This is a genomic window from Streptomyces sp. KL116D, from assembly GCF_030766975.1.
In the GTDB taxonomy this organism is placed as follows: Bacteria; Actinomycetota; Actinomycetes; order Streptomycetales; family Streptomycetaceae; genus Streptomyces; species Streptomyces longispororuber_A.
On record NZ_JASERH010000068.1, the window covers coordinates 55,633 to 67,970 of the forward strand.

Annotated in this window: 10 protein-coding genes; 9 read left to right on the forward strand and 1 reads right to left on the reverse strand. The window is 73.7% G+C overall.

Annotated elements, in window-relative coordinates:
- Positions 1-162 precede the first annotated feature (162 nt).
- Entirely contained in the window at positions 163-1,125 is a 963-nt protein-coding gene (locus RBJ77_RS28220; protein ID WP_255968743.1) for a DMT family transporter, read from the forward strand.
- A gap of 51 nt (positions 1,126-1,176) precedes the next feature.
- Here the strand turns inward: RBJ77_RS28220 and RBJ77_RS28225 are convergent, their stop codons facing one another.
- A complete protein-coding gene (locus tag RBJ77_RS28225) occupies positions 1,177-1,899 on the reverse strand; it encodes a hypothetical protein (protein WP_372347600.1) in 723 nt (240 codons plus the stop codon).
- Positions 1,900-2,122: 223 nt separating this feature from the next.
- Here RBJ77_RS28225 and RBJ77_RS28230 point away from each other — a divergent pair, with 223 nt between their 5' ends.
- From RBJ77_RS28230 to RBJ77_RS28265, 8 genes are read left to right on the forward strand one after another with little or no spacing between them, the layout of a single operon-like run.
- Complete coding sequence (locus RBJ77_RS28230) at positions 2,123-2,920, forward strand: TIGR03084 family metal-binding protein (RefSeq protein WP_372347601.1); 798 nt, start codon at positions 2,123-2,125, stop codon at positions 2,918-2,920.
- On the forward strand, positions 2,917-4,623 hold the full coding sequence (locus RBJ77_RS28235; protein WP_372347602.1) for an acyclic terpene utilization AtuA family protein: 1,707 nt from the start codon (positions 2,917-2,919) through the stop codon (positions 4,621-4,623). Before RBJ77_RS28230 ends, RBJ77_RS28235 begins: the two co-directional genes overlap by 4 nt.
- The gene (locus RBJ77_RS28240) at positions 4,620-6,218 is read left to right on the forward strand and encodes an acyl-CoA carboxylase subunit beta (protein ID WP_372347603.1); all 1,599 of its coding nucleotides are present in this window, start codon (positions 4,620-4,622) and stop codon (positions 6,216-6,218) included. Before RBJ77_RS28235 ends, RBJ77_RS28240 begins: the two co-directional genes overlap by 4 nt.
- Positions 6,219-6,238: 20 nt before the next feature.
- On the forward strand, positions 6,239-8,095 hold the full coding sequence (locus RBJ77_RS28245; RefSeq protein WP_372347604.1) for a biotin carboxylase N-terminal domain-containing protein: 1,857 nt from the start codon (positions 6,239-6,241) through the stop codon (positions 8,093-8,095).
- Positions 8,092-9,261, forward strand: coding sequence for an acyl-CoA dehydrogenase family protein (locus RBJ77_RS28250; protein ID WP_372347605.1), 1,170 nt, complete (start codon positions 8,092-8,094; stop codon positions 9,259-9,261). Before RBJ77_RS28245 ends, RBJ77_RS28250 begins: the two co-directional genes overlap by 4 nt.
- A gap of 33 nt (positions 9,262-9,294) precedes the next feature.
- On the forward strand, positions 9,295-10,860 hold the full coding sequence (locus RBJ77_RS28255) for a 4-coumarate--CoA ligase family protein (protein ID WP_372347606.1): 1,566 nt from the start codon (positions 9,295-9,297) through the stop codon (positions 10,858-10,860).
- A gap of 9 nt (positions 10,861-10,869) precedes the next feature.
- The gene (locus RBJ77_RS28260) at positions 10,870-11,613 is read left to right on the forward strand and encodes an enoyl-CoA hydratase family protein (protein WP_372347607.1); all 744 of its coding nucleotides are present in this window, start codon (positions 10,870-10,872) and stop codon (positions 11,611-11,613) included.
- The gene (locus tag RBJ77_RS28265; RefSeq protein ID WP_372347608.1) at positions 11,601-12,179 is read left to right on the forward strand and encodes a TetR/AcrR family transcriptional regulator; all 579 of its coding nucleotides are present in this window, start codon (positions 11,601-11,603) and stop codon (positions 12,177-12,179) included. The genes RBJ77_RS28260 and RBJ77_RS28265 overlap by 13 nt, the downstream gene beginning before the upstream one ends.
- Positions 12,180-12,338: the final 159 nt, after the last annotated feature.

The following is a 12,338-nucleotide window of genomic DNA, read 5'->3' on the forward strand; positions in this document are numbered from 1 at the left end:
GAGTTCTAGCGTGGAGGTTCACCCCCGCCGCGCAGTGCAGTACCGTGGACGGGTAAGTTCAAGATATTGCACTCACCCTGTACCGGTGCCGACCGGTCACCGCATCGGCGGGTGATCCACAGGTGATCGACGGGTGACGGACCAGAAGAGGAACGAGGCCTTGTGAACGGCTCGCGCACCGACCAGCCGCAGGCGTCCGCGCCCGCGCCCGACGCCGCCCTCGCGGGACACGACGGGGCCGGACCGGCCACCTCCCGCCGGGCCGCGCTCGGACCGGTCGGCCTGGTGCTCGCGGGCTGTGTCTCGGTGCAGTTCGGCGGCGCGCTCGCGGTGACCCTGATGCCGCGCGCGGGCGCGGTCGGCGTGGTGACGCTGCGGCTCGTGGTGGCGGCGCTCGTACTGCTCGTCGTCTGCCGCCCGCGGCTGCGCGGCCACTCCCGTACGGACTGGGGCACGGTCGTCGCCTTCGGCATCGCCATGGGCGGCATGAACCTGCTCTTCTACCAGGCCGCGGCCCGCATCCCGCTCGGCCTCGCGGTCACCTTCGAGGTCCTCGGCCCGCTCACGCTCTCCGTCCTGGCCTCGCGCCGCGCGATCAACTTCCTCTGGGCGGGCCTGGCCCTGTGCGGCGTCTTCCTGCTGGGCGGCGCGGGCGACGGGCTCGGCGGCCTCGACCTCGTCGGCGTCGGCTTCGCCGTCGGCGCGGGCGTCATGTGGGCGACGTACATCGTCTTCAGCGCGCGCACCGGCCGCCGCTTCCCGCAGGCCGACGGGCTCGCGCTCGCCATGGCGGTGGCGGCGGTGCTCTGTCTGCCGCTGGGCATCGCGTCGTCGGGCAGCCGGCTCCTCGACCCGGTGACGATCGGGCTCGGCGCGGCGATCGCGATCCTCTCCTCGGTCCTGCCGTACACCCTGGAACTGATGGCCCTGCGCCGTCTCCCCGCCTCGACGTTCGCCGTGATGATGAGCCTGGAGCCGGCCATCGCGGCCCTGGCCGGCTTCCTCATCCTGAGCCAGGCCCTGTCGTGGCTGGAGGCCCTGGCGATCGCCCTGGTCATCGCGGCGAGCATGGGCGCCGTCCGCACCCAGGTGGGCCCCCGGGACCGCACGGTCCCACGGGACTGAGCCGGCTGCCTTCGGCTTCCTTCCGCTGCCTTCCGTACGGGCGGCCCCCGCTCAGTTCCCGCGCGCCGCCCGGTACGCCAGCCCCTGCGCCAGCGCCGTGCGCACGCTCGGCACCAGGTGGTGGGCCCAGGGCGGGTGGGGCTCCGCGCGCAGGAGGGTCCAGCACGTGAGGGCGTAGCCGTGCTCGGCCGGGGTCAAGTAGCCCAGGCGGCGCGGCGGTTCGTCCCTGCGGCCGGTCAGCATCCAGTCGGTGAGCCCGCCGAGCGGCGTCACCGAGTACCCGGCCGTCCTCGTGTAGTTGTCGGCGGCGTTGGCCGTCAGGACGCCCATGCCGAGGTGCACGGCCACCAGGTCGGTGAGCCGCTCCTCCTCGGTGTCGCTCAGGTCCAGCCCGTCGAGGCGGCCCTCCCCGTCCAGGCGGGCGTGCGCCAGTTCGTGGGCGATCAGGGCCGCGAAGGTGTCCGGCCGGGCCGCCACGGTCCTGTCCAGGTCGATCACCGGACCCTCGGGCTCCGCGCGGTACTCGCCCACCTGGTGCCAGGTGCGCGGGGGAGCGGCCGGGGTGGGGTCCACCAGCCGGACCCGGAGCGCCGGCACGTCGGCGCCCATCACCGCGGCGACCCGCCGCACCAGGTCCTCGGCCCGCTCCTGCGCCGGCCCGGCGGCGTCGCGCGGCGCGAACCCCGGGAGCGCCGGCGTCTGCGGCGGCGCTCCGAACTGCTCCGCGCACCACGCCGCCCGGCGCTCGATCCAGACCCGGTCCCGCTCGTGCACGGGACACGTCCCGCGCTCCGGTGCCTGCCGCCACCGTCTGTCCTCGGCCACCGCCACCCCCGTGCGTCGGATCCAGGAGGAGCACCGTACAGGGCCCCGTACCGGGCGGACCGGGCCCCGGACCGGCCCCGGTGATTTTCATGCAAGCACGCTTGATTGTTTATTGCCGCGCTGCCATGCTCCAACCACGCCGCACGCCGCCGTGCCCCAAGAGGAGCGCACCGTGTCCGAACTGCCGTCAGTCTTCGATGACTTGCGCGAGGAGAGCGACGAGCTGGATGCCCTGGTGGCCCGGCTGGACCGGGAGCGGTGGGCCGCGCCCACCCCCGCGCCGCGCTGGACCGTCGCCCACCAGATCGCCCATCTCGCCTGGACCGACCGCGCCGCGCTGCTCGCCATGGGCGACGCCGAGGCGTTCGCGAAGGAAGTGGAGAAGGCGATCGCCGCGCCGGAGTCGTTCGTCGACGACGGGGCCGACGAGGGCGCCGCGCAGCAGCCCGACGTCCTGCTCGCCCGGTGGCGGGCCGGGCGGGAGGAGCTGCAGAAGGTGCTGCGGGACGCCGCGACCAGCCGCACCAAGTTCCCCTGGTACGGGCCGCCCATGTCCGCCGCGTCGATGGCCACGGGCCGGCTGATGGAGACCTGGGCGCACGGCCAGGACGTCGCCGACGCGCTGGGCGTCGTGCGGGCGCCCACCGGCCGGCTGTGGCACGTCGCCCGGATCGGCGTCCGCGCCCGCAACTTCGCCTTCGCCGTGCACGGGATCGAGGCGCCCGCCGAGGAGTTCCGGGTCGAACTGCGTTCACCGAGCGGTGAGGTGTGGACGTTCGGGCCGGAGGACGCGCCGCAGCGCGTGACCGGTCCAGCCCTCGACTTCTGTCTCCTCGTCACCCAGCGAGCCCACCGCGACGACCTCGCCGTACGCGCCGACGGCCCCGACGCCGACCGCTGGCTCGGCATCGCGCAGGCCTTCGCCGGGCCGCCGGGACCGGGCCGTACCGCCCAGGGGCAGGCACGGTGACCGGGCGGGAACCGCTGCGCGTCGGCAACGCCTCCGGGTTCTACGGGGACCGGTTCGCCGCCATGAAGGAGATGCTCGACGGCGGTGAGCTGGACGTGCTCACCGGGGACTACCTCGCCGAGCTGACCATGCTGATCCTGGGCCGGGACCGGCTCAAGGACCCGGGCCGCGGCTACGCCCGCACCTTCCTGCGGCAGCTGGAGGAGTGCCTCGGGCTCGCCGTCGAGCGCGGCACCCGGATCGTGGCCAACGCGGGCGGCCTGAACCCGGCCGGACTCGCCGACGCCGTCCGGGAGCTGGCGGCGCGGCTGGGCGTCCCGGCGCGCGTCGCCCACGTCGAGGGCGACGACCTGCTCGGCACGGGACGCTTCCCCGGCGCGCTCACCGCCAACGCCTACCTGGGCGGCGCCGGCATCACCGCCTGCCTGGACGCCGGGGCCGACGTCGTGGTCACCGGGCGCGTCACCGACGCCGCCCTCGTCAGCGGGTCAGCGGCCTGGCACTTCGGCTGGGCCCCCGACGCCCACGACCGGCTCGCCGGGGCCGTCGTCGCCGGGCACGTCCTGGAGTGCGGGACGCAGGCGACCGGCGGGAACTACGCACACTTCGCCGCCCACGCGGAGCAGTTGACGCGGCCCGGGTTCCCGCTCGCCGAGATCCACGAGGACGGGTCCGCCGTCATCACCAAGCACCCCGGCACCGGTGGCCTCGTCGACGTCGGGACCGTCACCGCGCAGCTCCTCTACGAGACCGGCGGCGCCCGCTACGCGGGACCCGACGTCACCGCCCGCCTCGACACCGTCCGGCTCCATCAGGAGGGCCCCGACCGGGTGCGGATCCACGGCGTACGCGGCGAGGCGCCGCCGCCCACCCTCAAGGTCGGCCTCAACCGGCTCGGCGGATTCCGCAACGAGGTCGTGTTCGTCCTGACCGGACTCGACGTCGACGCCAAGGCCGACCTCGTACGACGGCAGATGGAGGAGGCGTTCGACAGCGCCAAGTCGCGTCCCGCGTCAATTCGTTGGGAACTCGCCAGGACCGATCGCGCCGACGCCGGCACCGAGGAGACCGCCAGCGCCCTGCTGCGCCTCGTCGTGCGGGACCAGGACCAGGACGCCGTCGGGCGGACGCTCAGCGGGGCCGCGGTCGAGCTGGCCCTCGGCTCCTACCCCGGGTTCCACGTGACCGCGCCGCCGGGCAAGGGCGCTCCGTACGGGGTCTTCGAGGCCGCGTACGTCGACCGTCGCGACGTCCCGCACGTCGCCGTGCTCCCCGACGGCGAGCGGCGGGACGTGTCCGCGTACGACGGGCCCACGCGGCCCCTCGAACCCGCCGGGGAACCCGGCCTGCCCGAGCCGCTGCCGCCGGGACCCGCCCGCCGCGCCCCCCTCGGCCTGGTCGCCGGTGCCCGCAGCGGCGACAAGGGCGGTGACGCCAACATCGGGGTGTGGGCGGCGTCCGACCACGCGTGGCGGTGGCTGGCCCACACCCTCACCGTCGACCTGGTCCGTCAACTCCTGCCCGAAACAGCCGACTTGACCGTCACGCGCCACGTCCTGCCCGACCTGCGCGCCCTGAACTTCACCGTCGAGGGCATCCTCGGCGAGGGCGTCGCCGCGCAGGCCCGCTTCGACCCGCAGGCCAAGGGCCTGGGCGAATGGCTGCGCTCCCGCCACCTCGACATACCGGAGGCACTGCTGTGACCGTCCTGGCCAGCGCCCTGGACACCCGGTCCGACGAGTACGGCGCCCACCGCGCCGCCCTGCTCGACAAGCTCACCGCGCTCGACGCCGAGCACGCGAAGGCCCTCGCGGGCGGCGGCCCCAAGTACGTCGACCGGCACCGGGGGCGCGGCAAGCTGCTCGCCCGGGAGCGGATCGAGCTGCTGCTCGACCCCGACACCCCGTTCCTGGAGCTGTCGCCGCTCGCCGCCTGGGGCAGCGACTACGCCGTCGGCGCCTCCCTCGTCACCGGCATCGGGGTCGTCGAGGGCGTCGAGTGCCTCGTCACCGCCAACGACCCGACCGTGCGCGGCGGCGCCAGCAACCCCTGGTCGCTGAAGAAGGCGCTGCGCGCGAACGAGATCGCGTACGCCAACCGGCTGCCCTGCGTCTCCCTCGTCGAGTCCGGCGGCGCCGATCTGCCGTCGCAGAAGGAGATCTTCATCCCCGGCGGCGGGATCTTCCGCGACATCACCCGGCTGTCGGCCGCCGGCATCCCCACCGTCGCCGTCGTCTTCGGCAACTCCACCGCGGGCGGCGCGTACGTCCCCGGCATGTCCGACCACGTCATCATGGTCAAGGACCGCGCCAAGGTGTTCCTCGGCGGGCCGCCGCTGGTCAAGATGGCGACCGGCGAGGAGAGCGACGACGAGTCGCTGGGCGGCGCCGAGATGCACGCCCGCACCTCCGGGCTCGCCGACCACTTCGCCGTCGACGAGCAGGACGCCATCCGGCAGGCACGGCGCGTCGTCGCCCGCCTCAACCACCGCAAGGCGTACGCCGATCCGCGGGTCGTGGAGCCGCCCAAGTACGACGCGGAGGAACTGCTCGGCATCGTGCCCGACGACCTCAAGGTCCCCTTCGACCCGCGCGAGGTCGTCGCCCGCGTCGTCGACGGCTCCGACTTCGACGAGTTCAAGCCCCTGTACGGGACGTCGCTGGTCACCGGATGGGCCCGGCTGCACGGCTATCCGGTCGGCATCCTCGCCAACGCCCAGGGCGTCCTGTTCAGCGCGGAGTCGCAGAAGGCCGCCCAGTTCATCCAGCTCGCCAACCAGCGCGACATCCCGCTCCTCTTCCTGCACAACACCACCGGCTACATGGTCGGCAAGGAGTACGAGCAGGGCGGCATCATCAAGCACGGCGCGATGATGATCAACGCGGTGTCGAACTCGCGGGTGCCGCACCTGTCCGTGCTGATGGGCGCCTCGTACGGGGCCGGGCACTACGGCATGTGCGGGCGGGCCTACGACCCCCGCTTCCTGTTCGCCTGGCCCAGCGCCAAGTCGGCCGTCATGGGACCGCAGCAGCTCGCAGGCGTCCTGTCGATCGTCGCCCGGCAGTCCGCCGCCGCGAAGGGGCAGCCCTACGACGAGGAGGCCGACGCCGGGCTGCGCGCCATGGTCGAGCAGCAGATCGAGACCGAGTCGCTGCCGATGTTCCTGTCCGGGCGGCTCTACGACGACGGCGTCATCGACCCGCGCGACACCCGCACCGTCCTCGGCATCTGCCTGTCCGCCATCCACACCGCACCGTACGAGGGCGCCCGCGGCGGCTTCGGCGTCTTCCGCATGTGAGGGCCCACTCCATGACTGCCATGATCACCTCCGTACTCGTCGCCAACCGCGGCGAGATCGCCTGCCGCGTCTTCCGTACCTGCCGTGAGCTGGGCATCCGTACGGTCGCCGTGCACTCGGACCCGGACGCCGACGCCCTGCACGTCCGCGAGGCCGACCTCGCCGTCCGGCTGCCGGGCGCCACCCCCGCCGAGACCTATCTGCGCGCCGACCTCGTCGTGAAGGCCGCCCTGGACGCGGGCGCCGACGCCGTGCACCCGGGGTACGGGTTCCTGTCCGAGAACCCCGAGTTCGCGCGCGCCGTCACCGACGCAGGACTCGTGTGGATCGGCCCGCCGCCCGGGGCCATCGAGGCGATGGCGTCCAAGACCCGCGCCAAGGAACTGATGGGCATCGCGCCGCTGGGCGAGGTGACCGAGGCGGATCTGCCCGTGCTGGTGAAGGCCGCCGCGGGCGGTGGCGGGCGCGGCATGCGGGTCGTACGGGAACTGGCCGATCTGGAAGGCGAGTTGGCGGCGGCCCGGGCCGAGGCGCTGTCGGCGTTCGGGGACGGCGAGGTGTTCGTCGAGCCTTATGTCGAGGGCGGGCGGCACGTCGAGGTGCAGGTGCTCGCCGACGCGCACGGCACCGTGTGGGTCCTCGGCACCCGCGACTGCTCGCTGCAACGGCGCCACCAGAAGGTCGTCGAGGAGGCGCCCGCGCCGGGCCTCGCCCCCGAACTCGTCGCGGAACTGCACGCGTCGGCCGAGCGCGCCGTGCGCGCCACCGCGTACGTCGGGGCCGGCACCGTCGAGTTCCTGGTCGCCGACGGCACCGCCCACTTCCTGGAGATGAACACCCGCCTCCAGGTCGAACACCCCGTCACCGAGGCCGTGTTCGGCCTCGACCTCGTGGCGCTGCAACTGCGCGTCGCCGAGGGCGAACCGCTCGACCCCGCGCCCCCGGCCCCGCACGGCCACGCCGTCGAGGCCCGCCTGTACGCCGAGGATCCGGCCGCCGCCTTCGCCCCGCAGACCGGCACCCTGCACCGGCTGCGCGTACCTCAGGGCGTCCGGCTCGACACCGGCTACACCGACGGCGACACGATCGGCGTGCACTACGACGCCATGCTCGCCAAGGTCGTCGCCCACGCGCCCACCCGCGCCGCCGCCGTCCGCGCCCTCGCCGGAGCCCTGGAGCGGGCCGAGGTGCACGGCCCCGCCACCAACCGGGGCCTGCTCGTCCGCTCCCTGCGCCACCCCGAGTTCACCGGCGCCCGCATGGACACCGGGTTCTACGACCGGCACCTCGCCGACCTCACCGCCCCCGACGACGACCCGTACGCGCCGCTCGCCGCCGCGCTCGCCGCCGCCCACGGCCGGCACCGCTTCGGCGGCTTCCGCAACGTCCCCTCCCAGCCGCGGACCAGGCGCTACCGCACCGAACCGGGCGGCGCCGAGCACGAGGTCCGCTACCGGCACACCCGCACCGGACCCGAGGCCGACGGGGTGCGCGTCGTCCACGCGTCGGCCGAACTCGTCGTGCTCGAAGTCGGCGGCGTCCGAAGGAAGTTCAAGGTCGCGGCGTACGGCGACCGGGTGTACGTCGACGGGGTCGCGCTCACCGCGCTGCCCCGGTTCACCGACCCGAGCGAGCAGCGCGCGCCCGGGTCCCTGCTCGCCCCGATGCCCGGCACCGTCGTCCGCGTCGCCGACGGGCTCGCCGAGGGGTCCGCGGTCGCCGCCGGGCAGCCCCTGATCTGGCTGGAGGCGATGAAGATGGAACACCGGATCTCCGCCCCGGCCGCCGGAACGCTCACCGCACTGCACGCCACCGTCGGCCGCCAGGTCGAGGTGGGCGCCCTACTGGCCGTCGTACAGGAGGAAACCCCCGCATGAGCACCAGCACCGTCCTGGAGACCGAGGAGCACCAGGCCCTGCGCGCCGCCGTCGCCGCGCTCGGCAAGCGGTTCGGCCGCGACTACATGACCCGGGTCACCGCCGCCGACGGCCACCCCGAGGAGCTGTGGGCGGAGGCCGCGAAGCTCGGCTACCTCGGGGTCAACCTGCCGGAGGAGTACGGGGGCGGAGGCGGCGGCATCTCCGAACTCTCCATCGTCCTGGAGGAGTTGGGCGCCGCCGGGTCGCCGCTGCTGATGATGGTGGTGTCGCCCGCGATCTGCGGCACCGTGATCTCCCGGTTCGGCACCGAGGAGCAGAAGCGGGCCTGGCTGCCCGGCCTCGCCGACGGCAGCCGCACCATGGCGTTCGGCATCACCGAGCCCGACGCCGGATCGAACTCGCACCGGATCACCACCACCGCCCGCAGGGCCGACGACGGATCCTGGGTGCTGACCGGCCGCAAGGTGTTCATCTCCGGCGTCGACATCGCCGACGCCACCCTCATCGTCGGCCGCACCTCCGACGCCCGCACCGGCAGGCTCAAGCCGTGCCTCTTCATCGTGGAGCGCGACACCCCCGGCTTCGAGCGCCGCCAGATCGACATGGAACTCCAGGCTCCGGAGAAGCAGTTCGAGCTGACCCTTGACGACGTACGGCTGCCCGCAGAAGCTCTGGTGGGTGACGAGGACGCGGGCCTGCTGCAGCTGTTCGCCGGGCTCAACCCGGAGCGCATCATGACGGCCGCGTTCGCGATCGGCATGGGCCGCTACGCACTGGGCCGGGCCGTCGAGTACGCCCGCGACCGCACCGTGTGGCAGGCCCCCATCGGCGCCCACCAGGCCATCGCCCACCCGCTCGCCCAGGTCCACATCGAGCTGGAACTGGCCCGCCTGATGATGCAGAAGGCCGCCCGGCTCTACGACGCGGGCGACGACGTCGGCGCGGGCGAGGCCGCCAACATGGCCAAGTACGCGGCCGCCGAGGCGTGCGTGCGCGCCGTCGACCAGGCCGTGCACACGCTCGGCGGCAACGGCCTGACCCGCGAGTTCGGCCTCGCCTCCCTGATCGCCGGCTCACGGGTGGCGCGCATCGCCCCGGTCAGCCGGGAGATGATCCTCAACTACGTGTCCCACCAGAGCCTGGGACTGCCCAAGTCGTACTGAGCACAACTCCAGCCGCAGCCAGGGGAGTTCAGCATGGTGTTCTTGAGTGAGTACGAAGACGTGAGCGTCGTCGACGAGCCCATCCACGACGCCGTGCTCGGGGGCGCGGCCGCCCGCGGCGACGCCCCCGCCCTCGTCGACGGCGTGTCCGGCACGACCGTCAGCTACGCCCAGCTCGACCACTTCCACCGCAAGGTGGCCGCCGGGCTCGCCGAGGCCGGCGTCCGCAAGGGCGACGTGGTGGCGCTGCACAGCCCGAACACGGTCGCCTACCCGGTCGCGTTCTACGGCGCCACGCGGGCCGGCGCCGCCGTGACGACGGTGCATCCGCTCGCGACGCCCGAGGAGTTCGCGAAGCAGCTGCGCGACTCCGCGGCGAGCTGGATCATCACCGTCACCCCGCTCGTCGAGTCCGCCCGCGCCGCGGCCGAACTCGCGGGCGGCGTACGGGAGATATTCGTCTGCGACCCGGCCGGGGACAGCGGTCACCGCTCGCTCCTCGACATGCTCGGCACGACCGCGCCCGAGCCCCGGATCGCCCTCGACCCGGCCGAGGACGTGGCCGCCCTGCCGTACTCGTCGGGCACCACCGGCGTCCCCAAGGGCGTCATGCTCACCCACCGCAACATCGCCACGAACCTCGCCCAGCTCGAACCCCTCATCCCGACGGGCCCCGGCGACCGCATCCTCGCCGTCCTCCCGTTCTTCCACATCTACGGCCTCACCGCCCTCATGAACGCCCCGCTCAGGCGCGGCGCTACCGTCGTCGTCCTGCCCCGCTTCGAACTGGACGCCTTCCTCGCGGCGATCGAGAAGCACCGCATCACCGCCCTGTACGTGGCGCCGCCGATCGTCCTCGCCCTCGCCAAGCACCCGGCCGTGGCGGGCTACGACCTGTCCTCCCTGAAGTACCTGATCAGCGCGGCGGCACCGCTCGACGCCGACCTCGCACGGGCCTGCTCCGACCGTCTCGGCCTGCCGCCCGTCGGCCAGGCGTACGGCATGACGGAACTCTCGCCCGGCACCCACGTCGTCCCCCTGAACGCCGAGAACCCGCCGCCGGGCACCGTCGGCAAACTCATCGCCTCCACGCAGATGCGGATCCTCTCGCTCGACGACCCGGGCAAGGACGCGGCACCCGGCGAACCCGGCGAGGTCCTCATCCGCGGCCCGCAGGTCATGAAGGGCTACCTCGGCCGCCCCCAGGCGACCGTCGAGATGATCGACCGGGACGGCTGGGTGCACACCGGCGACGTCGGCCGGGTCGACGACGACGGCTGGCTGTTCGTCGTCGACCGGGTGAAGGAACTCATCAAGTACAAGGGCTTCCAGGTAGCCCCCGCGGACCTGGAGGCCCTGCTGCTCACCCACGAAGGGATCGCCGACGCGGCCGTCATCGGCGTCCTCGACGACGACGGCAACGAGATCCCCAAGGCGTTCGTCGTCCGCTCCGACGAACGGCTCACCGCCGACGACGTCATGGCGTACGTCGCCGAACGCGTCGCCCCGTACAAGAAGATCCGCCGCGTGGCCTTCATCGACGGCGTCCCGCGCGCCGTCAGCGGGAAGATCCTGCGACGTCAACTGAGGGAGAACTGAGGGCACTTCATGGCCGTAGACAACCTGATCCACTACGCCCACACGCGCGGCGTCACCACCCTCACCCTCGACTCGCCCGCCAACCGCAACGCCCTGTCGTCGGCGCTCGTCGGCGAACTCGCCGAGCGGCTGACCCGCGCGGAGAAGGACCGGGACGTCCGCGCCGTCCTCCTCACCCACACCGGCGGCACCTTCTGCGCGGGCGCCGACCTGCGCAGCCCGCCGCACCCCGACGCGCTGGTCGCTCTGCTCCGGCAGGTCGTGGAGCTGCGCAAGCCGGTGGTGGCGCGGGTGGACGGGCACGTACGGGCGGGCGGGCTCGGCCTGCTGGGCGCCTGCGACGTCTCGGCCGCCTCGAACCGGTCCACGTTCGCCTTCACGGAGGTGCGCATCGGCGTCGCGCCCGCCGTGATCTCGCTGCCGCTGCTGCCCCGCACGGACCCCAGGGCGGTGGCCCGGTACTACCTCACGGGCGAGAAGTTCGACGCGGTGGAGGCGGCCAGGACCGGCCTCGTGACGGCGGCCGGGGAGGACGTGGACGAGATCCTCGCCCCGGTCGTCGACGGCCTGCGGCGCTCCTCCCCGCAGGCCCTGGCGGAGACGAAACGGCTGCTCACGGTTAAGGTCCTGGAAGCCTTCGACCGGGACGCGGAGGCGCTGACGGCGCTGTCGGCGCGGCTGTTCGCCTCCGATCCGGCCCGCGAAGGGATGACGGCCTTCCTCGAACGACGGGACCCCGCATGGGTGCTGTGACCCTGCCCAAGCAGGACCGCTCGCGCGTGACGCGACAGAAGCTGCTGGAGTCGGCGGTGGCCTGTCTGGCCGAGCACGGCTGGTCCGGCTCCACGGTCTCCGTCGTCGCCGAGCACGCCGGGGTCTCGCGGGGCGCGGCCCAGCACCACTTCCCGACCCGCGAGGACCTGTTCACGGCGGCCGTCGAGTACGTCGCCGAGGAACGGTCCACGGCCCTGCGGGGGCTGCGGCCGCAGGGGCGCGCGGAGGCGGTCGCGGCCCTCGTCGACCTCTACACGGGGCCGCTGTTCCGGGCGGCGCTGCACCTGTGGGTCGCGGCGTCCCACGAGCCCCAGCTCGGCGGCAGGGTCTCCGAGCTGGAGGCCCGGGTCGGCCGTGAGACGCACCGCATCGCGGTGGAACTCCTCGGCGCGGACGAGGCCGTCCCGGGGGTGCGGGAGGTGGTCCAGGGCCTGCTGGACATGGCCCGCGGCCTGGGCCTCGCCAACCTCCTCACGGACGACGGCGTCCGCCGGGAGCGGGTCGTGGCGGAGTGGGGCGGGATCGTGGAGCGGTTGCTGGGCTAGGCCGAGGCGTGGCGCCTCCGGCGCGGCGGGGCGTCTGCCGTGCGGGTCTTTCGTCGCGGACTGCGGGCGCGTGGGGCTTCTCGCGCAGTTCCCCGCGCCCCTGAGATGCGCACTGCGTGCGCCATCTCATGGGGCGCCTATGGGCCTGCGGCGAAGCCG